The organism is Allobosea caraganae (assembly GCF_003351345.1).
GTDB lineage: Bacteria > Pseudomonadota > Alphaproteobacteria > Rhizobiales > Beijerinckiaceae > Allobosea > Allobosea caraganae.
Genome location: NZ_QQTO01000021.1, coordinates 1 through 21,860 on the forward strand (window position 1 = coordinate 1; position 21,860 = coordinate 21,860).

Consider the following 21,860-nt stretch of genomic DNA (forward strand, 5'->3'; position numbering starts at 1 on the left):
GCGCCATCCGCTCCCAGGCCGCGTCGTTCAGAACAAGGCGATCCATCACACCCAAGACTGCCTCCCAAAAGCAGTCTTGAATCACAACCCCCGGAAAATGGGAATCCTAAGAGTCCACACCACCTAGAGCATGCCGAAAAGTGGGCACCGGTTTTCGGACGACATCATGCTCTCACTCTTTGATGAGAGGCGGATTCAGATTTCAGATGGGATCGCTTGGCGATTCCATCCGAAATCATCCGGCTCTAGCGCTTCACCCGGGTGACATGGCCCATCTTGCGGCCGGGACGGGCGTCGCGCTTGCCGTAGAGATGCAGATGCGCGCCGGGCTCGGCCAGCAGCTCGCGCCAGCGCAGGGCGGCATCGCCGATCAGGTTCTCCATCTCGACCGTGCCGCGCCGTGCCGTGGAGCCGAGCGGGAAGCCGCAGACGGCCCGGACATGCTGGTGGAACTGCGAGGTCTCGGCGCCCTCGCTGGTCCAATGCCCGGAATTATGGACGCGCGGGGCGATCTCGTTGACGATCACGCGCTCCGAGGCGCCCTCGCCGACGACGAACATCTCGACGGCGAAGACGCCGATATAGCCGAGCGCCTCGCCGATCCTGCGGGCGGCCTCGATCGCCATCCCGCCGGCATCGGCTCCCAGCTGCGCGGGGATGCGGGTGAAGGCGAGGATATGGTCGCGGTGCTCGTTCTCGCAGACGTCGAAGGCGGCGAAGGAGCCGTCAGTGCCGCGGGCGGCCACGACCGAGACCTCGCGCGTGAAGGCGACATAGCCCTCCAGGATCGCCGGGAAATGGCCGATGACCTCGTAGGCCTCGGCAAGGTCGCTCTCCGCCGCGATCTTGACCTGGCCCTTGCCGTCATAGCCGAAGCGCCGCGTCTTCAGGATGCTGGGCCGGCCGAGTGTGTCGACGGCGCGCGCTAGATCGGCAAGCGAATCGACCTGGGCGAACGGCGCGACTGCGAGCCCGAGGCCGGCGACGAAGCTCTTCTCGCTCAGGCGGTCCTGCGTGACCGCGAGCGCGCGGGCGCCGGGATGGAGCGGGGTGCGCGCGGCCAAAAAGGCCGCGGTCGCGGCGGGGACGTTCTCGAACTCGTAGGTCACGACGTCGACCGCGTCGGCGAAGCGGGCGAGCGCCGCCTCGTCCTCGTAGTCGCCGACGGTGTGCCGCGCCGCGACGTCGAAGGCCGGGCTGTCGGCCTCGGGCGCGAAGACATGGGCGCGGATGCCGAGATCGGCCGCAGCAAGGGCGATCATGCGGGCGAGCTGGCCGCCGCCGAGGATGCCGAGCATGGCGCCGGGCGCCAGGCCGGTCGGATCAGGCGTGCTCATGCGTCGGTGCTCATGCGTCGTTGCTGCTCATGCGTCGTCTTTGGGGCGCTCGGCCACCGCCGAGCTCAGCTTGGCGCGCCAGGCGTCGAGGCGCTCGGCGATGCCGTCATCGGACAGCGCCAGCACGGCGGCGGCGAGCAGGGCGGCGTTGATCGCGCCGGGCTTGCCGATGGCGAGCGTGCCGACGGGGATGCCGCCCGGCATCTGCACGATCGAGAGCAGGCTGTCCTGGCCGGAGAGCGCCTTCGACTCGACCGGCACGCCGAAGACCGGCAGCGGCGTCAGCGCTGCGGTCATGCCAGGCAGGTGGGCGGCGCCGCCGGCGCCGGCGATGATGACCTTGAAGCCCTCGGCCTTGGCGCCCTTGGCGAAGGCGACCATGCGGTCCGGCGTGCGATGGGCCGAGACGATGCGGGCGTCGTACGGGATCGCGAGCGCGTCGAGCGTTTCCGCGGCGTGGCGCATCGTCGCCCAGTCGGACTGGCTGCCCATGATGATGGCGACGGGGGGGATGGACGCGCGCAGGCTGGGCTTGGCCATGAAACACTCGCTTCCGGCGAGAACAGGGAAGCGCGCGATCTAGACCGGCCGGTGCGTCCTAGGCAAGCGGCGAATCACGGCCTTTGCCCGAACTTCGTGCAAAGGCGGCTCACGCGATGATGTCGGGCGTCAGCGCGTCCTCGATCTGCGAGATGCGGTCCTTGAGGTAGAGCTTGCGCTTCTTCAGGCGCTGCACCTGGATCTGGTTGACCGCGCCCATGCGCTCGAGAGCGTCGATGGCGCTGTCGAGGTCGCGGTGTTCTTCGCGCAGCCGTGCGAGCTCGGCCGTGAAGGCCTCGATCTCCTCAGCGCCCAATTCGAATCGCATGAAGCCGTCTCATCATCGCCGCGATCGGGCGCGACTATGCTCAGACGCGAGCGGCGCGGCAAGTGCGCGACGCGATTGCCCGGAAGCGGGCGACCCGTCGCATTCGCGTCGCCAGCGTAAGGAGTCGCTCAGGATCACAGAATCTCATGGTGCGGTGCACGACTGCCCCAGAGACTTGAAGCCGGCTCTATGCCAGACTTGGCCCGTCAACTGCTCATCAGGAGGATCCAGATGTCGCTGCAGACCCATCTCGCAGAGCTCGAACGCAAGCACCGCCAGCTCGAGGAAGCCATCTCGCAGGCCGCGGCGCGCCCGTCCTCGGACACGCTGGACGTCGTCGAACTCAAGCGAAAGAAGCTGCTGCTGAAGGAAGAGATCGAGCGCGTCAAGCTGACGATCCCGAAGCCGACCCTGCATTGAGTTGCGTGGCGGGGAGGCCCGCCGAATAGCGGAATTCCGACAAGGCCGGTCCCTCACGGGGCCGGCTTTTGTTTTGGCCAGTCGTTGCGAGCGCAGCAACTCGCCGTCTCGCGCAGTTCGTTTCCAGCCCTTGTCCGCCTCTCCGCCGACCGCTGGAGATCATCCATTCGGATGATGACGCGACGAGCCGGCGCGGCGAGACTGAGGCGGCTTGATCGACGGTGCGATCCGGCAGAGCATGCGGTGTTTGGCGTTGCCCGCGACACGGCACATTCTTGTCGCGCTATCCTCCCCGCCCATGAAGAGGGACAGGCCGATGCGCAGACTTGCCGCCCTATGCTGCCTGGTCCTCCTGTCGGCTTCGGCCTCGGCTGCCGACGAATTGTCGGCGCGCATTTGCCCTATCCTTGAGAAGGCCGCCAAGGAAGGGAAGGGCAAGGATAGCGTCATGGCGCAGTACGGCCTGCTCATGGCGGTCGGCGGCGCCTACGACTTCAAGCCGGAGCCATTGAAGGCGGTGCTTGCCAATGTCGACGCCGCAACCACCGCCGCCTGCCCCGAAGCCCGTGCCGCAGTCCTGAAGCTGGTCGCGAGGGAGACGCTCGCCCAGGCGTTGCGATAGCCGAGGGCGGCCCTTTCTGCGCTTTATGGGGACGAGGATTTGCTCAGTTCACCTCGCCCCCCGCTCACAACCCTCGCGCCGTCTCCCGCAGCCTGAACTTCTGGATCTTCCCCGTCGAGGTTTTCGGGATCTCCGCGAACACCACCGTCCGCGGGCACTTGAACGCCGCGAGGTGCTCGCGGCACCAGGCGATGATCTCGGCCTCGGTCGCGCTCCGGCCGGGCTTGAACTCGATGAAGGCGCAGGGCGTCTCGCCCCATTTCTCGTCGGGCTTGGCCACTACGGCAGCTGCCTGCACGGCCGGGTGCTTGTAGAGCGCGTCCTCGACCTCGATGGACGAGATGTTCTCGCCGCCGGAGATGATGATGTCCTTGGAGCGGTCCTTGAGCTGGACGTAGCCGTCGGCATAGCGCACGCCGAGGTCGCCGGAATGGAACCAGCCGCCGGCGAAGGCGGCCTGCGTCGCCTTCGGGTTCTTGAGATAGCCCTTCATCACGACATTGCCGCGGAACATCACCTCGCCCATGGTCTCGCCATCGCGCGGCACCGGCTGCATCGTCTCGGGGTCGAGCACGTCGAGCGCCTCCAGCGCAGGGTAGCGCACGCCCTGGCGCGCCTTCAGCGCCGCCTGCTCGGGCCCCGACAGCGCATCCCAGTCGCGCTGCCAGTCGTTGACGACGGAGGGGCCGTAGGTCTCGGTCAACCCGTAGAGATGCACGACCTCGAAGCCGGCCTGCTTCATCGCCGCGAGAATCGCCTCGGGCGGCGGCGCCGCGGCTGTGAAGAAGGAGACCGTCTGCGAGAAATGCCGGCGCTCCTCCTCCGGCGCATGGACCAGTGTCGACATCACGATCGGCGCGCCGCAGAGATGGGTGACGCCATGGTCGGCAAGCGCGTCGAACATCGCCTTGGCCCGGACCTGGCGCAGGCAGACATGGGTGCCGGCGAGGATGGAGATCGACCAGGGGAAGCACCAGCCGTTGCAGTGGAACATCGGCAGGGTCCAGAGATAGACCGGGTGCTTGGCCATGCCGCAGGTGACGACGTTGGAGGTCGCGAGCAGGCTGGCGCCGCGATGATGGTAGACCACGCCCTTGGGATCGCCGGTGGTGCCGGAGGTGTAGTTCAGGGTGATCGCGTCCCACTCGTCCGCTGGCATCGCCCAGGCGTAGTCCTGGTCGCCGGTGACGAGGAAATCCTCGTATTCGATCGAACCCAGGCGCTCGCCCGGCCCGTCATAGACCGGGTCGTCATAGTCGATGACCAACGGCTTGACCTTGCACAGCGCCAGCGCCGCCTTGACCGTCTTCGAGAACTCGCGATCGGCGATCAGCACCTTGGCCTCGCCATGGTCGAGCGAGAAGGCGATGATCGCGGCGTCGAGCCGCGTGTTCAGCGTGTTGAGCACGCCGCCGGTCATCGGCACGCCGTAATGGCATTCGAGCATCGCCGGCGTGTTCGGCAGCAGGGCCGCGACCGTGTCGCCGCGGCTGATGCCGTGCTTCGCCAGCGCCGAGGCAAGGCGGCGCGAGCGGGCGTAGAACTCGGCATAGGTCCGGCGCAGCGGGCCGTGGATGATCGCGGTATGGTCCGGGAAGACGGCGGCGGCGCGCTCGAGGAAGGTCAGCGGCGTCAGCGGCTGGAAATTCGCCGGGTTGCGGTCGAGGTCGATATCGTATGCCGTGCTCGTCATCAGGGGCCCATCCCGGTTGTCCCCGCAGGATTAGCCGCTCGCGGGCAAAGGTGTAATCCATCCCTTTTTCCGATGAGGCGCAATGCGGCGCAGCATCAGGAGAACAGGTGCAGGCCGGTAAAGCCGTCGAAAACCAGCTTGAGGCCGACCAGGATCAAGAGCCAGTAGATGATCGTGTAGAAGCGCTCGGCCGGCACGCGCCGCACCAGCCAGACGCCGGCGAGTGTCGCCAGGATCGCAAGCGGGAAGAGCGCGGCCGAGGCCATCAGGTTCTCATGGGTGAACTGGCCGAGCGCGAGATAGGGCCCGACCTTCATCAGGTTGATCAGCGCGAAGAAGATCGCGCCGGTGCCGACGAAGGCCGGCGGCGAGAGCCGTTGCGGCATGACGTAGATCTGGAAGGGCGGCCCGCCGGCATGGGCGATCATGCTGGTGAAGCCGCAGACCGCGCCCCAGAACGTGCCGGGCAGGAGTTCGGCCTTCGTCACCAGTTGCTGCGCCTTGCCGTCCGCGAAGAGCCGGCGCGCGGCGAAAGCGACCGAGATGATGCCGACGGAGAGCCCGACTGCGGCATCCGAGACCCGGGAGGCCAGCAGATAGCCCGCGAGCACGCCGAGCAGCGCTCCCGGCAGCATCATCGCGAGGTTGCGCCTGTCGAATTCGCGGCGATAGGCCCAGACGCTGACGATGTCCTGCACGATCAGGATCGGCAGCATGATCGCGGCCGCCCGCACCGGCGAGAGCACCAGCGCCATCAGCGGCAGCGAGAGCAGGCCGAGGCCGGAGAAGCCGCCTTTGGCTAAGCCCACCAGAATGACGGCGGGCACCATGGCGGCGAGATAGGCGGGGTCGAAGATCATGGCCGGGTACGGGATTCCGGCCTGAGAGGCCGCAAGAGGGCTGGCGAAAGTCTGACGCGCATGCGCTTGCGCCCGCAGGGGAGAGTGCGCACGATCCGCCCAAAATCGCCCCGCCGGAACCGGCATGCCGCTAGGGGTTTAGGTCAGAATCCGGCGGAGAGGAACGCGTCCCATGAATGCCCCGCATGCAAGCCGCTATCATGAGGTTTACGCGCGCTGGCAGAGCGACCCCGCCGGGTTCTGGGCCGAGGCCGCCGAGGCGATCGAATGGATCAAGCCGCCGCAGCAAATTTTCGATGCGGACGCGGGGGTCTACGGCCGCTGGTTCCCCGACGCGACCTGCAACACCTGCTTCAACGCGCTCGACCGCCACGTGCGCGACGGACGCGGCGCGCAGCCGGCGCTGATCTATGACAGCCCGGTCACCGGCGCCAAGGCGAGCTACAGCTATGCCGAGATGCTCGACGAGGTCGCGACGCTCGCCGCCGTGCTGCAGGATTTCGGCGTCGGCAAGGGCGACCGCGTCATCATCTACATGCCGATGATCCCCGAGGCGGTCTTCGCCATGCTCGCCTGCGCGCGGCTGGGGGCGGTGCATTCGGTCGTGTTCGGCGGCTTCGCGGCCAAGGAACTGGCGACCCGCATCGACGATGCCGCGCCGAAGCTGATCCTGACCGCGACCTGCGGCATCGAGCCGACGCGGGTGGTCGAGTACAAGCCGTTGCTCGACGGCGCGCTGGCGCTGGCCACGCACAAGCCCGATACCTGCCTCGTGTTGCAGCGGCCGCAGGCCGACGCCTCGATGCATGTCAGCCGCGACAAGAACTGGCGCTCGCTCGTCGCTGCCGCCAAGACTGCCGGGCGCAAGGCGGGTTGCGTCGAGGTCGCCGCCACCGACCCGCTCTACATCCTCTACACCTCCGGCACGACCGGGCGGCCGAAGGGCGTGGTGCGCGACAATGGCGGCCATCTCGTCGCGCTCAAATGGACGATGGAGAACCTCTATGGCGTGAAGCCGGGCGAGGTCTTCTTCACGGCTTCCGATGTCGGCTGGGTCGTCGGCCATAGCTACATCGTCTATGCGCCGCTGCTGCATGGCGCGACCTCGGTGCTCTACGAGGGCAAGCCGGTCGGCACGCCCGATCCCGGCGCGTTCTGGCGGGTGATCGCCGAGCACAAGGTCGTGGCGCTGTTCACCGCGCCGACCGCCTTCCGCGCCATCCGCAAGGAAGACCCGCAGGCGAGGCATCTTGCCGGGCACGACCTCTCGCAGTTCCGCGCGCTCTTCCTCGCCGGCGAGCGGGCCGATCCCGACACGCTGAAATGGGCCGAGGAGGTCTTGAGGGTGCCGGTCATCGACCATTGGTGGCAGACCGAGACCGGCTCCTGCATCGTCGGCAACCCGCTCGGCCTCGGCCTGCTGCCGGTCAAGCACGGTTCGCCGACCGTGCCGATGCCGGGCTACGCGGTCGAATGCCTGAATGAGGCCGGCAAGCCGGTTCCGCCGGGTACGATGGGCGCGATCGTGATCAAGCTGCCCTTGCCGCCCGCCTGCCTGCCGACGCTGTGGCAGGACGACCAACGCTTCCGCGAGGCCTACCTCACGGCTTTCCCTGGCTACTACAACAGCTCGGATGCCGGCTATATCGATGCGGACGGCTACGTCTTCATCATGGGCCGCACCGACGACATCATCAACGTCGCCGGCCACCGGCTCTCGACCGGCGGCATGGAGGAGGTGCTGGCCTCGCACCCGGCCGTGGCCGAATGCGCCGTGGTCGGCATCAGGGACGCGCTCAAGGGCGAGCAGCCCTGCGGCTTCGTCGTGCTCAAGGCGGGCGTGAGCGAGGGCCCGGAGCAGATCGAGCGCGAACTCGTCGCGCTGGTGCGCGAGCGGATCGGCCCGGTCGCCGCCTTCAAGCTGGCTTTGACGGTGAACCGCCTGCCAAAAACCCGCTCCGGCAAGATCCTGCGCGCCACGATGAAGAAGATCGCCGATGGTGAGGATTACGCCATGCCGGCGACGATCGATGATCCGGCAGTGCTGGACGAGATCGGCGCGGCGCTAAAGGGCAGGGGGATCGGGTAGGTGGTTTACGCGGCGCGTCGACCTTATGCGTTCTTGTGAGGAATTATGAGGATTGCTATAGTCGGACCATGAAAACCGACGCCATGCGCCCCCTCACCATCTCGCTCTCGCCCCAGCAGCACGCCAGGCTGAACAGGGCCGTGGAAAGTGGGGCTTATGCCTCCAACAGCGAGGTCCTGCGCGAGGCTCTGCGCCTTTGGGAGCAGCGCGAGGAGATCCGCGAGCTGGAGTTGGCGCGGCTGAAGCAGGCCTATGAGGAGGGGCTCGCCAGCGGGCCGCCGGTGGATGGCGACGAGGCGTTCGCTCGCATGCGCGCCAACATCTTTGGCACGAAGCGTTCCTGACCATTCATGGGCTTTCGCATTCTGCCTCAGGCGATGAGCGATATCGAGGCGATTACGGCCTGGATCAAGGCCGACAATCCGGTTGCGGCGCAACGCTGGTTCGACGATCTCTACCGGCGCTTCGACAGGCTGGGCGACATGCCCGGCATGGGCGTTCTCCGCGCTGATATAAGCGAGAGGGTCAGGCTCTTCCCGATCGGTAGCTATGTCGTCCTCTATCATGAAGAAACTCATGGAGTGGACATCGTGCGGGTCTCGCACGGTAAACGCGACCCAGAGACCTGGCTGGATAAGCTCGGATAGAGCCCTTACAGCGCCAGCGTCGCACCATTCCAGCGCAGGAGCCTTTCGCCGACATCCAGCGCCATCAGGTCTTCGCCGACGACGAGCGGGCCGGCATAGCCGGCGGTCCTGATCTCGCGGGCGAGCGATGCGGTGTCGGCGCCGGGCGGTACCAGGTGGGTCAAGGCGAGCAGCTTGGCGCCCGCTCGCGCCGCAAGCTGCGCCACCACGGCCGGCGTCATGTGATAGGCCTGCACGGCCGCGACCGTCTCGGCCGAGCGGAGGCCCGGTACCACCGGCATCTGGCTATCGATGAAGACCTCGCAGACCAGCAGGTCGCAGCCTTGCGCCGCCAGCTCCAGCGAGGGCGTCAGCCTGGTGTCACCGGAGAAGACCAGGCTCGTGCCGGCCAGCACGGCCTTGAGGCCGAAGGCGGGCTCGACCGGCCGGTGGTCGACCAGGAAGGCCTCGATCGCGAGCTCGCCGAGGCCGGGGATCGTCCCTTCGCGCAACTCTTCGAACTGGACGTCGAGCCCGGTCGCGTCGGGGCGCTTCTCGAAGGCGATGCGCAACGCGCGCTCGCGGGCAAAACCCTCGTATTGCGCCCGCATGTTGGCGAGAGCGGGGGCCGGCGCGAGCACGCGCCAGGGCCGGGTGCGGCCCTGATGCCAGGATGAGACCACGAGCTGGTAGAAATCGACGAGGTGGTCGGAATGCTCGTGGGTGACGATGAGCAGGTCGATATCGGCGCCGCGATGGCCGGCCGCGACCAGTCGCTGGCTCACGCCCGAGCCGCAATCGATCAGGACCTTGCGGCCTGGGGCCTCGACGAGGTGGGACGGGCCGGCGCGTCGCAGGCTGACCGGTGGCGCGCCCGTTCCCAGAAAGGAGAAGGTCAGATCGGGCGCCAGGGCCGTTCTCCGCTATGAGCCGGCCGCGCGCTCTTCAGCTCGCTCAGTCCTCGTCGTCTTCGTCAGCAGGGCGCTTGAGCTGCTTCAGCTTGGCGAAGACGGAGTCGACGTCGATGGCGGCTTCTTCCTCGCGCTTCGGCTTGCTCATGTCGGCGAAGGGCTGGTTGGCATGGACCGGCTCCGGCGCCGTGGTCTCCTCGGCCGGCAGCAGGGTCGAGCCGACCTCGGCCATGACGGCGGGGCGGTCCTTGGCGGCGCGGCCGACCTCGAGGTCGAGGTCGATCTGCGAGCACAGGCCGAGGCTGACCGGATCGATCGGCGTCAGCGTCTGGGCGTTCCAGTGGGTGCGGTCGCGGATCTGGGCGATGGTCGACTTGGTCGTGCCGATCAGCCGGATGACCTGCGCGTCCTTGAGCTCGGGATGGTTGCGCAGCAGCCAGAGGATGGCGTTCGGGCGGTCCTGGCGCTTCGAGACCGGGGTGTAGCGCGGGCCCTTGGCGCGTTTGATCTCAGGCACCTTGACCTTGCGCTCGGCCAGGCGGAGGTGGTGGCTCGAATCCTTGGCGGCGCGCTCCAGCTCCTCGCGGGTGAGCTGGCCGGAGGTGATCGGGTCGAGGCCCTTGATGCCGGCGGCGACCTCGCCATCGGCGATGCCCTTCACCTCGAGCGGGTGCAGTTTGCAGAACTCGGCGATCTGCTCGAAGGTCAGGGACGTGTTCTCCACCAGCCAGACCGCGGTGGCTTTCGGCATCAGCGGGGGGGATTGTGACACGGGATATCTCCTGGATCTCGAATGCCGGTGGTTGAGGCCGGAACAGCGTCGCAGACAATAGCTCTCAGGCGCCGACCGGCCTCAGCGGCCGGCCATCCAAATCATCGACGATGAGCAGGATGGCGCGCGTTATAGGCAAAGCAGCGATGGCTGTCCATGAAAAGCGTGAGGCAGAATCGCGGCGTGGAAGCCAAGCGACTACCCGTGGGGTCAGGCAAGCTCGGCTTTTCCCGCAAGAAGGCCTTCCGGAATCGGCTGCGCCTCGTCAGCCCTATCCCAGGCCTGGGCCACGATCTTCCAGCGTCCGTCTTCCTTGAGGAGGAGCATCATCTCGACGTTGCGGTCGATCTGGGTCCCGTTCTCGGTACTTTCGCAGGCAGCAACCGCGACGGCGACGTTGCCGAAGACACGAACCTCAGTCCCGAGCACAGCCTCATCAAACGAGCGCAAGCTCGTCTCGGCCAGCGCCTTCATCCGTGCGGCGAAGGCCTCGGGCGATTGTGACGTCGCTGGACGCGAAGCCCCATATAGCACGGCGTTGTCATGAAAATCGCTCTGCAAGCCCGCCCAATCCGGTGATTTGGCCGGCCCCCAACTCAGGCTCGCAAATTGCCGCGTGATGAGCAAACGGATCGCTCGAACGTCGTCGTTCTGGGCCTCGTCCTGCATGACCTGCCCCTCACACGACCAGCACGATCTTCCCGATATGGGCGTTGCTCTCCATCAGCCGGTGCCCTTCCGAGGCCTGCGCGAGCGGGAAGGTCTTGTAGATCACCGGCTTGCAGCGGCCTTCCGCGAGCAGCGGCCAGACCTTCGCCTCCAGCTCGGCGGCGATCGCGGCCTTCTCAGCGATGGTGCGCGGGCGCAGGGTCGAGCCGGTATGGTTCAGGCGCTTCAGCATCAGGCGGCTGAAATTGGCCTCGGCCTTGGGGCCGTTGAGGAAGGCGATCTGGACGATCCGGCCGCTATCGGCCGCGGCCTCGTAGTTGCGGTTGATGTAGTCGCCGCCGACCATGTCGAGGATCAGGTTGACGCCGCGCCCACCGGTCGCCTCCCTGGCGGCCGCGACGAAATCCTGCTCGCGGTAGTTGATAGCGTGGTCGGCGCCGAGCTCGCGGCAGGCGTCGCATTTCTCGGCGGAGCCGGCGGTCGCCAGCACCGTCGCGCCGAAGGCCTTGGCGAGCTGGATCGCCGTGGTGCCGATGCCCGAGGTGCCGCCATGGACCATGAAGCTCTCGCCGGCCTTGAGCGCGCCGCGCTGGAAGACGTTGGTCCAGACGGTGAAATAGGTCTCGGGGATCGCCGCTGCCTCGGTCAGCGACAGGCCGGCCGGGACGGGCAGGGCGTTGCTCTCGTGCACGACGGCATATTCGGCATAGCCGCCGCCGGCGACGAGGCCGCAAACCCGGTCGCCGAGCTTGTAGCGGCCGACGCCCTCGCCGAGCGCCACCACCGTGCCGGCGAATTCGAGGCCGGGAATGTCGGAGGCGCCGGGCGGCGGATTATAGCCCCCGAGCCGCTGCAGCACGTCGGGCCGGTTGATGCCGGCAGCAGTGACGGCAACGAGGATTTCGCCCGCCTTCGGCTGCGGCACCGGCCGGGTCTGCGGCTTCAGCACCTCGGGCCCGCCCGGGGCCTCGAAGCCGATCACTGTCATGGTCTCGGGCAGGCTGGTCATGGTCGCATCCCATCGCTCGTCGCGGCCGGCTCATCGGCGGGCCGACTCTCTTCGCTGGCATAATGCTCATATGCCAGCGGCGCGACCAGAGCCGGAGCGTTTCGGATTTGCCCAAGCTGATCTGCCGATCCGCGCGGTGGCGGGTAAGGCCGGGTTGCCGCTTGGTGATTTCACTGAGGCTCGCCGTGCTCTAGTGTCGCGGCCGTCATTGACCAGAAACGAGGCAGCCATGTCGATATTCTCAGAGGATGACAGGCCGGCGCCGAAGCCGGTCCACCAGATCGGGCAGGACCTGTCGATGCTGTCGCTGGCGGAGATCGACCAGCGCATCGAGGCGCTGAAAGCCGAAATCGAGCGCCTGGGGGAGATGCGGGTGAAGAAGGATGCCTCGCGCTCGGCGGCGGATGCCTTCTTCCGCAAGCTGGATTGACCCGTAACGGGGCACAAAAAAGCGGCATGCGAATGCAGCCGTTAACGGCTGCTTAACGATTCTAAAGTATGAATCGGAGCGTCCAGTTTGTCTGGATGTCGAGTGGCTCCTGCCCACTCTGTTTGACGCCTCCCTGTTGACCTTCGAGCCGCCTTCGGGGCGGCTCTTTTTTTGTCTCCGTACGGTCGTTAAGGTTAACGACACCTTACCGTACCCTCGGCGCGCGACGGCGCTATCCTTGCGGTGTTGGCGGCATCTGGCTGTGCGGCGTCCCGGACGCGCACGAAGCCGTGCCGATTGGAGACGCCGCGATGAACGACATGACGATGCTGAAGCCGGACCAGGATGACGGCGCGATCTCCTTCGCGCGCGGCTTCGTCAAATCGGATGCGTTCATGCTGCTGTTCCGCGAGGGGATGGGGCTGGTCGAGCAGACCGCGAGCTATCTCGACGGTTCCGGCCGGGCCGATTCCGCCGCGCTGCCGCGCGAGGCCGCGCTGACCTATGCGACCGAGAGCATGCGCCTGACGACGCGGCTGATGCAGATCGCCTCGTGGTTGCTGGTGCAGCGCGCCGTCGCGGAGGGCGAGATGACGGCCGAGCAGGCCCGCACCGAGAAGAACAAGGTCAGGATCGCCGAGCCGCTGCCGACCCCGGCCCACGAGGCCGCGCGCCTGCCGGAGGGCCTGCGCGACCTAATCGTCCATTCCGTCCGCCTGCAGGACCGCATCCGCCATCTCGAAGGGCTGATGTCCGGCGCTGTCAGGGAAGAGCGGCCCAACCCGGTGCAGAGCCAGCTCGCAAGCCTGCAGGCCCGGCTCGGCCTGTTGCGCTGACCCGGTCTGCGCGAGGAGGCGGCTCGCCCGCTACGCTGCTTCGATATCCGTCTGGGGGAAGTCGCTGCCCTTGAATAGCAGCGGCAGTCCCTCTTGCCGGGCGCAGGCATAGGCGAAGCAGTCGCCGAAATTGAGCCCGGCGACGTGGCGCCCCTTGCCGTAGCGATCATAGGCGTCGATGGCGCCGCGCCGGCTCTCCGGTGCGACGCCGATCACGGCGATGCTGGTGAGCTTGAGATAATCCTCGACGGCGGCGCCGGCCTCGCTCACCGGCAAGCCAAGGATCCTGGCGACGGCGATCGTCGTTTCCCAGACCGCCAGTGGCGACGTCACGCGGATCGCGGCCGTCTGCAATCGGGCCAAAAGCTCGTGCGCATCCGTCTCGTCGGTCAACATCGCGGTCAGCGCGGATGCATCGATGAACATCAGTCGTTCTCGTAGAGGCTATCGATGAATGCCTTGTCCGCCGGCCGGGCACGCTCGGCGTCGGCGCGTGCGCGCAGAGCCCGGCAGAACGCCACGCCTTGCTCGACCAGCGTCGGATTGGCGTTCTCCCGCTCGATCTCATGCAGCAGGGCTTGCCGCACCGCTTCAGTCTTGCTGATCTTGCGGATGACGGCCAGCCGGCTGGCCAGCTTGTCGACCTCCGGGTCTTTTACGAAGAGCGCCATGGATATCCCTTTGCGGATATTCTTATATCCCTTATGGCTATCCAAAAGTCACGCGGAATCGCAACCATCGGCTGTGCGGCGCCTTCGGTTCATGCCGCGGCGCCGCGACCAATCGCCGCCCGAATACGCAAAAAGCCCGGCCGATGAGGCCGGGCTTTTTCTATGTCGAGAACAGCGATCGAAGGTCGATCGCGCCCGAATTACTTCTTGCCGAGAGCGCTCAGCGCGCCGAAGCGCGAATTGAAGCGCGAGACGCGGCCGCCGCGGTCGAGCAGCTGGGCCGAACCGCCGGTCCAGGCCGGGTGGGTCTTCGGGTCGATGTCGAGATTGAGGGTGTCACCCTCCTTGCCGAGCGTCGAACGCGTGAAGTATTCGGTGCCATCGGTCATGACGACCTTGATGGTGTGGTATTCGGGGTGGATGCCGGTCTTCATGGCGAAATCCTCAATCGTAAGCGGGCACGGTCTTAACCAGACAGGGCTGGCCGGCCCGTCGAACAATTCGTATGAGCCTGTCGTGAAGTCGCGTGCACATATCGTACGTGGGCCGGCAGCGCAAGCATGACAGGACAATGAAGCGTGGCCGACAGCCCCGAAACCGACAAAAAAGCACGACCCGATTTCCGTTCGCTCTCCTCGTTCTGGCCCTATGCGCTGGCGCAGAAGGGGCGGATCGGGCTCGCCATCCTGGCGCTGATCGTCGCCTCCGCCGCGACGCTGGCGCTGCCGCTGGCGGTGAGGCGCGTCATCGATGTCGGCTTCTCCGGCGGCGACCAGCACCTCGCCAACAGCTATTTCATCCTGCTGATCGGCGTCGTCGCCGTGCTGGCGCTGGGAAGCTCGGCGCGGTTCTACCTGGTGATGACGATCGGTGAGCGCATCGTCTCGGACATCCGCAACGACGTCTTCACCCATCTCACCAGGCTGGAGCCCGCCTTCTTCGATTCGAGCCGGGCCGGCGACCTCGTTTCGCGCCTGACCGCAGATACGACGCAGATCAAGTCGACCTTCGGCTCGACCGCCTCGATCGCGCTGCGCAACGGCATCATGGTCATCGGCGCGCTCGGGTTGATGATCTTCACCAGCCCGCAGCTCTCGGCCATCGTCATCGCCGCGATCCCGGTGATCGTGCTGCCGCTGGTGTTGTCCGGGCGCTCGGTCAGACGCCGGGCGCGGCAGGCGCAGGACCGGCTCGCCGATACCTCGGCCTTCGCCTCCGAGGCCGTCGGCGCGATCCGGACCATGCAATCCTTCGGCGCCGAGCGGCAGACGGCAGGCGCCTTCACCCGAGCCTCCGACGAGGCCTATTCCGCCTCGCGCTCCGCCACCGCCTCGCGCGCCATCCTGTCGGGCGTCGCGATCTTCCTGGTCAGCGCCAGCGTGGTCTGGGTGCTCTGGACCGGCGCGACGGAAGTCTTCGCCGGCCGGATGACCAGCGGGCGGCTGTCGCAATTCGTGCTCTACGCCGTGCTGGCGGCGAGTTCACTCGGCCAGCTCTCGGAGGTCTATGGCGAGATCTCGGCAGCCGCTGGCGCCGCCGGCCGGCTCGGCGAGATCCTCGCCACCAAGCCCGCCATCGCCGCGCCGCCGCATCCCAAGCGGATGCCGGAGCCCTCGCTCGGCGAGCTTGCCTTCGAGCACGTCTCCTTCGCCTACCCGAGCCGCACGGCCTCGGCGCTGCACGACCTCTCCTTCAGCATCCGGCCGGGCGAGCGCGTCGCGCTGGTCGGTCCGTCCGGAGCCGGCAAGAGCACGGTGCTGCAGCTGGCGCTGCGCTTCTACGATCCGGCCGGAGGACGCGTCACGGTCGACGGCGTCGCCGGGCCGGAAGCCGATCCGGAAGAGTGGCGCAAGCGCTTCGCCCTGGTGCCGCAGGAGCCGACCGTGTTCGGCGTCTCCGTGCGCGACAACATCGCCTATGGCCGCCCCGGCGCCAGCTTTGAGGAGGTCGAGGAGGCCGCCCGTCTCGCCGCCGCCGACAGCTTCATCCGCGCCCTGCCGGAGGGCTACGACACCGTCGTCGGCGAGCGCGGCGTCACGCTCTCGGGCGGCCAGCGCCAGCGCCTCGCGATCGCGCGCGCCGTGCTGAAGGACGCGCCGATCCTGCTGCTCGACGAGGCCACCTCGGCGCTCGATTCAGAGAGCGAGCGCGCCGTGCAGGATGCGCTCGACCGGCTGATGCAGGGCCGCACCACGCTCGTCGTCGCCCACCGCCTCGCCACCATCCTCTCGGCCGACCGCATCCTGGTGATGGACGAGGGCCGTGTCGTAGAGGAAGGTAGCCATGCCGAGCTCAAGGCGCGCGGCGGGCTCTATGCCAGGCTGGCTGCGCTGCAATTCGGACTGGAAGCGGCCTGACGCGCGACGAAGGGGAGAGGTCGAATGCCTGAGCTGCTCTCGGCTCTGTTCTTCTGCGCCCTGCTCAGCGCCAGCGCGATCTTCGGCCTGCTGCTGCGCGGCTGGCTGCCGGAGGAGCACCTGTCGGAGCGCAACATGGAGGCGCTCCGATTGGTCACCAGCCTGCTCGTCACCTTCGCGGCGCTGGTGCTGAGCCTGCAGCTCTCCAGCGGCAAGGCCGCCTTCGACACCGCCTATCGCGACCGCAACGCCGATGCAGGCCAGCTCGCCCAGCTCGACCAGTGCCTGCGCGGCTATGGCCCGGAGGCCGAGGCGACCCGCCAGAAGCTGCGCAGCTACACCGCCGCGGTGATCGCCAGCACCTGGCCGGAGGAGGCGAAGCCGCAGGGCGTCGCCTATCCCGACACCGCCGCGATGGCGCGCCAGGGCGAGAGTTCGGCGCTGAGCACGCTGATCCGCGAGGTCGGCCGCGAGATCAATGCGTTCGATCCGCCGGACACATTGCACAAGAACCTGGCGGCCGAGTGCCGCGGCAGCTTCGCCGAGTTCCGGGAGCGCCGCTGGACCGTGATCGAGGACGGGCAGGGCACGCAGTCGCAGCTCTTCCTCAACATCGTGATCTTCTGGCTGATGCTGGTCTTCGTCTCGTTCGGCTTGCAGGTGCCGCGCAAGCTGCTGGCGGCGATCGTGCTGGCGATCGGCGTGGTCTCGATCTCCAGCGTGATGTTCGTCATCGTCGACCTGGAAAGGCCCTATACCGGCCTGTTCGGCATCTCCAGCACCTCGATGCGCAGCGCGCTTGAGGCGATGAGCCGGTAGGGTCAGCTCGACCGGGCGAGCCGGCCCTCTTCCCTTCTCCCCCTGCGGGAGAAGGTGGCCCGCAGGGCCGGATGAGGGGTCGCGCCAACTTTCACAGCCAGCGTTTTGTTACAAAGCGCAACCTCCCAGCGTCGCGCGACCCCTCACCCCAACCCTCTCCCGCAGGGGGAGAGGGGGCGCGTCGCGGTTCCGCGCCCTCCCTCCACGCACGCCAAAACCCCGCCCGCGCTTGCGCACGACCGTCGAAACCATGAGGGGCAGCGGAGCGCCGCGAGGCGCGTGAGTGTAGGGTCCGCTTCCGTAGCCCGGAGGCGGCGCGGAGGATTGAGCCACATGCAGGTGCTGGAACGAGACGCCGTGAGATGAGCCTTGGGAGGACCTGGCTGGAGCGCGTCGGCGTTGAAAGCGTGAGGCGCTTTCTGCAATTTAGCGCCAGGCGAACCTCACGACGTCTGGTTCCCGTGTGTCGCCAGTCCAAACGCAGATCTAGGGACAAGTTGCGTGATTCATATCCTCTGTCGGCGCGCATTTCTGGCTAGCTCTGTCGCCCTGGGCTTCGGCCTGTCTCCGTGTCGCGCGGATAGCGAGGGCGGATTGAAGAACCTTGATAGGCACAGCCTCGCCAAGTTCCGCGCCGCGATCGCTGATACGCGCACCGGCATTGCAAACACCCGCGTATTGTACGAGGGCGACAGTATCACGCGCGGCGTCGGGACTGTATCGCAGTGGGGCGGCGAGGCTTATTCCAAGGCTGTTCCTCAGCGCGTGGCGGACAGGATGAACTCGGCCGACTTGAAATGGTCGCGTGAGACCATGATGGCGTTGGGCGGCCTGGCGGATGGCGACAACCGTCTCACGACCTCTGGGGCGACCCCCTTCGGTAACACCATCCGCCTTGAGGCCGGCAACACCGCCACCCATACGACCGTCATGCCCTGCACGAATTTCGATGTTTGGTACTACGCTTCTGCCGCATCGTCTTTCAGCTACGCGATCGACGGGGGTGTGGCGGTGGTGGTCCCCTTCAGCAGGACCGGCTTCCACAAGCTGAGCCTGTCCTATCTGTCAAATGCGAGGCACGCGGTCCGGTTCACGGGAATCAGCGGCACGATCCGTCTGGTCGCGCAGCATGGATACTCCGCCGCCGTCAAAGAGGTCGCCGTCTTCAATCACGGGATCAGTGGCGCGACGGCCGCCATGGCTGCAGCAGCCACATCGCCCTATTCGGTCGCCAACACGATTAGTCAGATCCAGCCGCACCTCACCGTTATCAACTACGGGCTGAATGACTGGCAAAAGAACGTCACACCGGCTGATTTCAAGGCGAGCCTGCGCACGCTTATTGGCTTTTGCACCCCCACCGGTGACGTCGTTCTTGAGACGTGCAACCCCGGAGGAGGCGGCCCCTACGCGTATCCCATAACGGCCTATTGGCAGGCGATGCGCGAGCTCTCCGACGAGATCGGCTGCCCTCTCATCGATACAGGTGCCGTGTGGGGCGATTATGGGTCTGCCCAATTGAAAGGATTGATGTACGACACCCTTCACCCACTCGCGAATGGATACGACGAAAAATCCACTCGCCACGTTGCGCTATTTCGTAAGCTGTAGCACTTTCCGCATTCAAGATATGGTCAGATATATTTCGAAATTGCGGAGAAAATCATAGTGATCGTGTTCGATGATGACGAGATACAAGGGATTTTTCACGAAGGGTCGAGCGATATATTACTTGTGACCTTTGGCCCGATGAACGCATTGGCTGACGGTGCTAACTTCTTTGGTCGCCCCCTTGCGCATCAAATGAACTTGAGCGTGCTCGGTTTCATGGGCAAGCGGCCAAATTGGTATCCAGAAGCAAATATGCGGCGCGCGCTCGATGCGACTGAGGGGCTACGATCCAAATATTCAGAAGTCGTAACGTATGGTCCATCCATGGGTGGCTACGGCGCGGCCAAATATTCCGGCCCAGTGAAAGCATCAACTACGCTTTCGATTTGTCCGCAATGGTCGATAAACCCGGCGCATTCCTCCGAATTCGATCGGCGTTACGAACATCATTTTGTAGAAGGCCGAACTGGCGACGCCATTTTATCCGCCGATGTTTCCGGCCGGATCTACGTCTTCGTCGATCCCTCATACGCTCCCGACTTTGACCACGCGAAACGCATTCCGACGGCCCAGGTAGTGCCCATTCATTCGGCCCAGCATCATGTCACTGGGATGCTCGCTGGCACCGCTGCGTTCCAGTCAATCCTCGATGCAACGAGGCGCAGAAGCGATTCAGAACTTTCAGCGGTCGTTTCTCGCCTTCGAAGGGCCAGTCTCCGCCGGCTCGTGGAAGTCATCAAGAAGGCTCGGGCGCGCCACCCCAACTGGTCTGCGGCTTTAGCTTCATCACGGAAAAGCGTCATAGCCGCGAACCCGAAGATGCTGGAAGAAGTGTCGGTTTGAGGAGGTATCATCTCGCGTGGTTCTACGGGACACCAGGGACCTATCAGGCGCTTTCGGAACCAAAACACACGGTTTCTGCAACGCGTCGGCTACTTTCAAGAACGCCCACCCCCCTGGCAACGTCCGCTCACAGGCAAGAGCGCAAGTTCTGCTCTCCCCTCCTTTGCTGACATGCCGTCAGAGTGCTGCTGCGAGCGAGCGCAAGACGTGGACGGTCGGGACAAGCGCGACCATGACGGGCGGTGATACCCCCGGGCGCGCGGGTTGGTATCTCACCGCTCCGTAATCTTGAACTCGATCCTGCGGTTGCGCCTGTACGCATCATCCGTCGTCGCCACATCCAGCGGCTGGAACTCGCCGAAGCCCGTCGCGGCGATGCGGTCGGCCGGGAGGCCGCGGGAGACCAGGTATTCCACCACCGAGACGGCGCGGGCCGTCGAGAGCGACCAGTTCGAGGGGAATTGCGGCGAGCGGATCGGGCGGGCGTCGGTATGGCCGTCGACGCGCAGGATCCACGGGATGTCCGGCGGCATCTCGCGGCCGAGATCGCCCAATATCGTCGCGAGCTTGTCGAGCTCGGTCTTGCCCTCGGGCTTCAGCACGGCCTGGCCGGCGTCGAAGAAGACCTCGGACTGGAAGACGAAGCGGTCGCCGACGACGCGGATGTCGGGGCGGGTGCCGAGCACCTGGCGCAGGCGGCCGAAGAAGTCCGAGCGGTAGCGCGCCAGCTCCTGCACGCGTTGGGCCAGCGCCACGTTGAGGCGCGAGCCGAGCTCGGAGATGCGGGCCTGCGCTTCCTTGTCCTTGGCCTCGGACGCGCCGAGCGCCTCCTCCAGCGCCGCGAGCTGGCGGCGCATCGCGGCGATCTGCTGGTTGACCATGTCGACCGAGGCCTGGGCCCGGGCGGAGAGCTGCTTCTCCTGCTCGAGGGCCTTCTGCGATTCGGCGAGCTGGACCGGGGCGTTGCCGTTCTGGGCGGCGAGCTGGTCGGAGATGCGGCCGCGCTCGGCCTGCTCGCGCGTCAGGGTCGACTGCATCAGCTGCAGGCTCTCCTGCGCCTGGCGGTTCGAGGAGCGCTCCAAAGCGAGCAGGTCGGTGAGCTCCGAGATCTGGCGGTTGAGGCGCTCCAGCGCGGTGTCCTTGCCGGTGATCTCCTGCGACAGGAAGAACTGCCCGAGCACGAAGACCGAGAGCAGGAAGACGATGCTGATCAGCATCGTCGAGAGCGCATCGACGAAGCCGGGCCAGAAGTTCAACTGCTCACGGCGATGGGCGCGCGACAGGGCCATGGTTACATCCGCTCCGAGGGATCAGCGATGAGCATCACAGGGCTCCATGGCGCGATCATGGCTCGTTGTGGTGGGTGGCGGTGAGCCGCTCGATCAGGCGCTTCAGGTCCTTCTCGCGGGCGGCCTGGGCCTCGACCCAGTCGCGGATGAGCTGCTGCTCGGAGCGCATGTGCTGCACCAGGCCCTGCACGCCCTCGGCGAGGTTGGAGAGAGCCTGCGTCGCGGCGCGGTTGTTGGGGCCGTCGCCGAGCGCGGCGGTGAGCTGGTCGAGCCGCTCGCCGAGGCGGTCGTCGATCGCGGCGGCGGGGGTGAGGGCGGCCACCGCGGTGCGGCTGCCGAGCCAGCTCTCGACCTCGTTGCGGAAGCGGCGCTGGGCCTGGCCGAGCTGCAGTTCGAGGAAGCCGAGGATGAGCGAGCCGGCGATGCCGAAGAGCGAGGCCGAGAAGGACAGGCCCATGCCGGCCAGCGGCTTGGACAGGCCGGCCTTGAGCTCGTCGAACAGCACGCCGGCCTCCGCGCCGGTGCGCAGGCCGTTGATGACGCCGCCGACCGAGCCGACCGTGTCGAGCAGGCCCCAGAAGGTGCCGAGCAGGCCGAGGAAGACGAGCAGGCCGGCAAGGTAGCGCAGCACCTCGCGGCCGTCGTCGAGCCGGACCGCGATCGATTCGAGCAAGGTCGCGGCCTGGGCCGGGGAGAGCGTGCGCTTCTCCAGCGCCGGCAGCACGGCGGCAAGCGGCGCGATGACCTCGCCGCGCTCGACCCGCGCCCGGGCGGGGTCCTGAGCGAGGATGGTCGCGGCGCCGGCCTCGCTGTGCAGGCGCCAGAGTTCGCGCAGCGCGATCAGGCAGCCGACGGCGAGCGCGCCAACGATCAGGCCGTTCAGGCCGGGATTGGCCATGAAGGCGTCGACCAGCCCGCGATGGAGGATGTAGCCGAGGAAGCCGATCAGGGCGAGGAACAGGACCGCGCGGATGACGTAACGTAGGGGACGCGAGAAACGGGTCGTGTCCCGAGCTGTCGCGACCATCTCGGCCGCGCTGTCCGCTTTCATCATGCCCCGTCTTCCGTTCGCCGCGAGCCGGACCCGGCTCTCAATCTTGGTCTCACCGCCGCGAAAGGACTGTCGCC

At 66.6% G+C, this 21,860-nt stretch carries 25 protein-coding genes; 11 read left to right on the forward strand and 14 right to left on the reverse strand.

Going from position 1 to position 21,860, the window contains the following annotated elements; genetic code table 11:
• Positions 1–245 precede the first annotated feature (245 nt).
• From DWF00_RS14185 to DWF00_RS14195, 3 genes are all read right to left on the reverse strand, one after another.
• On the reverse strand, positions 246–1,337 hold the full coding sequence (locus tag DWF00_RS14185; protein ID WP_114832494.1) for a 5-(carboxyamino)imidazole ribonucleotide synthase: 1,092 nt from the start codon (positions 1,335–1,337) through the stop codon (positions 246–248).
• Positions 1,338–1,364: 27 nt separating this feature from the next.
• A complete protein-coding gene (gene purE / locus DWF00_RS14190) occupies positions 1,365–1,877 on the reverse strand; it encodes a 5-(carboxyamino)imidazole ribonucleotide mutase (protein ID WP_114832496.1) in 513 nt (170 codons plus the stop codon).
• A gap of 109 nt (positions 1,878–1,986) precedes the next feature.
• On the reverse strand, positions 1,987–2,205 hold the full coding sequence (locus tag DWF00_RS14195; RefSeq protein ID WP_114832497.1) for a YdcH family protein: 219 nt from the start codon (positions 2,203–2,205) through the stop codon (positions 1,987–1,989).
• A gap of 231 nt (positions 2,206–2,436) precedes the next feature.
• On the opposite strand from DWF00_RS14195, the gene DWF00_RS14200 reads away from it, so the two are divergent.
• Positions 2,437–2,625: a DUF465 domain-containing protein gene (locus DWF00_RS14200; RefSeq protein ID WP_114832499.1), complete on the forward strand. Its 189-nt coding sequence runs from the start codon at positions 2,437–2,439 to the stop codon at positions 2,623–2,625.
• Between the two features lie 316 nt (positions 2,626–2,941).
• Positions 2,942–3,247 (forward strand): hypothetical protein, encoded by a 306-nt coding sequence (locus DWF00_RS14205; protein ID WP_147283839.1) that lies wholly within the window; start codon positions 2,942–2,944, stop codon positions 3,245–3,247.
• A 64-nt stretch (positions 3,248–3,311) separates the two neighbouring features.
• On the opposite strand, the gene DWF00_RS14210 is transcribed toward DWF00_RS14205, so the two are convergent.
• Both DWF00_RS14210 and DWF00_RS14215 read right to left on the reverse strand, forming a co-directional pair.
• A complete protein-coding gene (locus DWF00_RS14210; RefSeq protein WP_181832905.1) occupies positions 3,312–4,940 on the reverse strand; it encodes an acyl-CoA synthetase in 1,629 nt (542 codons plus the stop codon).
• A 95-nt stretch (positions 4,941–5,035) separates the two neighbouring features.
• Positions 5,036–5,800, reverse strand: coding sequence for a sulfite exporter TauE/SafE family protein (locus tag DWF00_RS14215; RefSeq protein WP_114832503.1), 765 nt, complete (start codon positions 5,798–5,800; stop codon positions 5,036–5,038).
• Positions 5,801–5,972: 172 nt separating this feature from the next.
• Here DWF00_RS14215 and DWF00_RS14220 point away from each other — a divergent pair, with 172 nt between their 5' ends.
• The 3 genes from DWF00_RS14220 to DWF00_RS14230 all read left to right on the forward strand — a co-directional run bounded on the left by DWF00_RS14220 (position 5,973) and on the right by DWF00_RS14230 (position 8,536).
• A complete protein-coding gene (locus DWF00_RS14220) occupies positions 5,973–7,889 on the forward strand; it encodes a propionyl-CoA synthetase (RefSeq protein ID WP_114832504.1) in 1,917 nt (638 codons plus the stop codon).
• Between the two features lie 83 nt (positions 7,890–7,972).
• Positions 7,973–8,233 (forward strand): type II toxin-antitoxin system ParD family antitoxin, encoded by a 261-nt coding sequence (locus DWF00_RS14225; RefSeq protein ID WP_181832906.1) that lies wholly within the window; start codon positions 7,973–7,975, stop codon positions 8,231–8,233.
• Positions 8,234–8,239: 6 nt separating this feature from the next.
• Complete coding sequence (locus DWF00_RS14230; RefSeq protein ID WP_114832508.1) at positions 8,240–8,536, forward strand: type II toxin-antitoxin system RelE/ParE family toxin; 297 nt, start codon at positions 8,240–8,242, stop codon at positions 8,534–8,536.
• 5 nt (positions 8,537–8,541) lie between these two features.
• Here DWF00_RS14230 and DWF00_RS14235 read toward each other — a convergent pair whose 3' ends face one another.
• The 4 genes from DWF00_RS14235 to DWF00_RS14250 form a co-directional block, all read right to left on the reverse strand.
• Positions 8,542–9,426: an MBL fold metallo-hydrolase gene (locus DWF00_RS14235; RefSeq protein ID WP_342769105.1), complete on the reverse strand. Its 885-nt coding sequence runs from the start codon at positions 9,424–9,426 to the stop codon at positions 8,542–8,544.
• A 43-nt stretch (positions 9,427–9,469) separates the two neighbouring features.
• The gene (locus DWF00_RS14240; RefSeq protein WP_425453121.1) at positions 9,470–10,177 is read right to left on the reverse strand and encodes a DUF1013 domain-containing protein; all 708 of its coding nucleotides are present in this window, start codon (positions 10,175–10,177) and stop codon (positions 9,470–9,472) included.
• A gap of 231 nt (positions 10,178–10,408) precedes the next feature.
• Entirely contained in the window at positions 10,409–10,867 is a 459-nt protein-coding gene (locus tag DWF00_RS14245) for a DUF4440 domain-containing protein (RefSeq protein WP_114832513.1), read from the reverse strand.
• A 10-nt stretch (positions 10,868–10,877) separates the two neighbouring features.
• The gene (locus tag DWF00_RS14250; RefSeq protein WP_114832514.1) at positions 10,878–11,876 is read right to left on the reverse strand and encodes an NAD(P)H-quinone oxidoreductase; all 999 of its coding nucleotides are present in this window, start codon (positions 11,874–11,876) and stop codon (positions 10,878–10,880) included.
• Positions 11,877–12,105: 229 nt separating this feature from the next.
• On the opposite strand from DWF00_RS14250, the gene DWF00_RS14255 reads away from it, so the two are divergent.
• Both DWF00_RS14255 and rcdA read left to right on the forward strand, forming a co-directional pair.
• A complete protein-coding gene (locus DWF00_RS14255; RefSeq protein ID WP_114832516.1) occupies positions 12,106–12,306 on the forward strand; it encodes a DUF1192 domain-containing protein in 201 nt (66 codons plus the stop codon).
• Positions 12,307–12,617: 311 nt separating this feature from the next.
• The gene (rcdA, locus tag DWF00_RS14260) at positions 12,618–13,142 is read left to right on the forward strand and encodes a protease adaptor protein RcdA (RefSeq protein ID WP_114832517.1); all 525 of its coding nucleotides are present in this window, start codon (positions 12,618–12,620) and stop codon (positions 13,140–13,142) included.
• A gap of 30 nt (positions 13,143–13,172) precedes the next feature.
• Here the strand turns inward: rcdA and DWF00_RS14265 are convergent, their stop codons facing one another.
• The 3 genes from DWF00_RS14265 to rpmE all read right to left on the reverse strand — a co-directional run bounded on the left by DWF00_RS14265 (position 13,173) and on the right by rpmE (position 14,247).
• Positions 13,173–13,568 carry a type II toxin-antitoxin system VapC family toxin gene (locus DWF00_RS14265; protein ID WP_114832518.1) on the reverse strand — a complete coding sequence of 132 codons (396 nt, stop codon included), beginning with the start codon at positions 13,566–13,568 and terminating at the stop codon, positions 13,173–13,175.
• A complete protein-coding gene (locus DWF00_RS14270; protein WP_114832519.1) occupies positions 13,568–13,813 on the reverse strand; it encodes a type II toxin-antitoxin system VapB family antitoxin in 246 nt (81 codons plus the stop codon). Before DWF00_RS14270 ends, DWF00_RS14265 begins: the two co-directional genes overlap by 1 nt.
• 200 nt (positions 13,814–14,013) lie before the next feature.
• A complete protein-coding gene (gene rpmE / locus DWF00_RS14275; protein ID WP_114832521.1) occupies positions 14,014–14,247 on the reverse strand; it encodes a 50S ribosomal protein L31 in 234 nt (77 codons plus the stop codon).
• A gap of 144 nt (positions 14,248–14,391) precedes the next feature.
• Between rpmE and DWF00_RS14280 the strand changes: the two genes are divergently transcribed.
• The 4 genes from DWF00_RS14280 to DWF00_RS29090 all read left to right on the forward strand — a co-directional run bounded on the left by DWF00_RS14280 (position 14,392) and on the right by DWF00_RS29090 (position 19,443).
• The gene (locus tag DWF00_RS14280; RefSeq protein WP_114832523.1) at positions 14,392–16,170 is read left to right on the forward strand and encodes an ABC transporter transmembrane domain-containing protein; all 1,779 of its coding nucleotides are present in this window, start codon (positions 14,392–14,394) and stop codon (positions 16,168–16,170) included.
• A gap of 24 nt (positions 16,171–16,194) precedes the next feature.
• The gene (locus DWF00_RS14285; protein ID WP_114832524.1) at positions 16,195–16,989 is read left to right on the forward strand and encodes a bestrophin-like domain; all 795 of its coding nucleotides are present in this window, start codon (positions 16,195–16,197) and stop codon (positions 16,987–16,989) included.
• 594 nt (positions 16,990–17,583) lie between these two features.
• Positions 17,584–18,600, forward strand: a complete 1,017-nt coding sequence (locus DWF00_RS14290; RefSeq protein WP_114832526.1) for an SGNH/GDSL hydrolase family protein — start codon at positions 17,584–17,586, stop codon at positions 18,598–18,600.
• Positions 18,601–18,657: 57 nt separating this feature from the next.
• Positions 18,658–19,443, forward strand: coding sequence for a hypothetical protein (locus tag DWF00_RS29090; RefSeq protein ID WP_147283840.1), 786 nt, complete (start codon positions 18,658–18,660; stop codon positions 19,441–19,443).
• A gap of 272 nt (positions 19,444–19,715) precedes the next feature.
• On the opposite strand, the gene DWF00_RS14295 is transcribed toward DWF00_RS29090, so the two are convergent.
• Positions 19,716–20,732, reverse strand: coding sequence for a peptidoglycan -binding protein (locus tag DWF00_RS14295; RefSeq protein ID WP_114832527.1), 1,017 nt, complete (start codon positions 20,730–20,732; stop codon positions 19,716–19,718).
• 55 nt (positions 20,733–20,787) lie between these two features.
• Complete coding sequence (locus tag DWF00_RS14300; RefSeq protein ID WP_245973931.1) at positions 20,788–21,786, reverse strand: flagellar motor protein MotA; 999 nt, start codon at positions 21,784–21,786, stop codon at positions 20,788–20,790.
• Between the last annotated feature and the right edge of the window lie 74 nt (positions 21,787–21,860).

What these genes read in the sequence shown, in the direction of transcription:
- DWF00_RS14220 (WP_114832504.1), top strand. Translation starts at nt 5,973, where the DNA reads ATGAATGCCCCGCATGCAAGCCGCTATCATGAGGTTTACGCGCGCTGG.
- DWF00_RS14230 (WP_114832508.1), top strand. Translation starts at nt 8,240, where the DNA reads ATGGGCTTTCGCATTCTGCCTCAGGCGATGAGCGATATCGAGGCGATT.
- DWF00_RS14195 (WP_114832497.1), bottom strand. Translation starts at nt 2,205, where the DNA reads ATGCGATTCGAATTGGGCGCTGAGGAGATCGAGGCCTTCACGGCCGAG.
- DWF00_RS14255 (WP_114832516.1), top strand. Translation starts at nt 12,106, where the DNA reads ATGTCGATATTCTCAGAGGATGACAGGCCGGCGCCGAAGCCGGTCCAC.
- DWF00_RS14215 (WP_114832503.1), bottom strand. Translation starts at nt 5,800, where the DNA reads ATGATCTTCGACCCCGCCTATCTCGCCGCCATGGTGCCCGCCGTCATT.
- DWF00_RS14295 (WP_114832527.1), bottom strand. Translation starts at nt 20,732, where the DNA reads ATGGCCCTGTCGCGCGCCCATCGCCGTGAGCAGTTGAACTTCTGGCCC.
- DWF00_RS14200 (WP_114832499.1), top strand. Translation starts at nt 2,437, where the DNA reads ATGTCGCTGCAGACCCATCTCGCAGAGCTCGAACGCAAGCACCGCCAG.
- DWF00_RS14205 (WP_147283839.1), top strand. Translation starts at nt 2,942, where the DNA reads ATGCGCAGACTTGCCGCCCTATGCTGCCTGGTCCTCCTGTCGGCTTCG.
- rcdA (WP_114832517.1), top strand. Translation starts at nt 12,618, where the DNA reads ATGAACGACATGACGATGCTGAAGCCGGACCAGGATGACGGCGCGATC.
- DWF00_RS14285 (WP_114832524.1), top strand. Translation starts at nt 16,195, where the DNA reads ATGCCTGAGCTGCTCTCGGCTCTGTTCTTCTGCGCCCTGCTCAGCGCC.
- DWF00_RS14210 (WP_181832905.1), bottom strand. Translation starts at nt 4,940, where the DNA reads ATGACGAGCACGGCATACGATATCGACCTCGACCGCAACCCGGCGAAT.
- DWF00_RS14250 (WP_114832514.1), bottom strand. Translation starts at nt 11,876, where the DNA reads ATGACCAGCCTGCCCGAGACCATGACAGTGATCGGCTTCGAGGCCCCG.
- rpmE (WP_114832521.1), bottom strand. Translation starts at nt 14,247, where the DNA reads ATGAAGACCGGCATCCACCCCGAATACCACACCATCAAGGTCGTCATG.
- DWF00_RS14185 (WP_114832494.1), bottom strand. Translation starts at nt 1,337, where the DNA reads ATGAGCACGCCTGATCCGACCGGCCTGGCGCCCGGCGCCATGCTCGGC.
- DWF00_RS14240 (WP_425453121.1), bottom strand. Translation starts at nt 10,177, where the DNA reads ATGCCGAAAGCCACCGCGGTCTGGCTGGTGGAGAACACGTCCCTGACC.
- DWF00_RS14300 (WP_245973931.1), bottom strand. Translation starts at nt 21,786, where the DNA reads ATGATGAAAGCGGACAGCGCGGCCGAGATGGTCGCGACAGCTCGGGAC.
- DWF00_RS14270 (WP_114832519.1), bottom strand. Translation starts at nt 13,813, where the DNA reads ATGGCGCTCTTCGTAAAAGACCCGGAGGTCGACAAGCTGGCCAGCCGG.
- DWF00_RS14265 (WP_114832518.1), bottom strand. Translation starts at nt 13,568, where the DNA reads ATGTTCATCGATGCATCCGCGCTGACCGCGATGTTGACCGACGAGACG.
- DWF00_RS14245 (WP_114832513.1), bottom strand. Translation starts at nt 10,867, where the DNA reads ATGCAGGACGAGGCCCAGAACGACGACGTTCGAGCGATCCGTTTGCTC.
- purE (WP_114832496.1), bottom strand. Translation starts at nt 1,877, where the DNA reads ATGGCCAAGCCCAGCCTGCGCGCGTCCATCCCCCCCGTCGCCATCATC.
- DWF00_RS14225 (WP_181832906.1), top strand. Translation starts at nt 7,973, where the DNA reads ATGCGCCCCCTCACCATCTCGCTCTCGCCCCAGCAGCACGCCAGGCTG.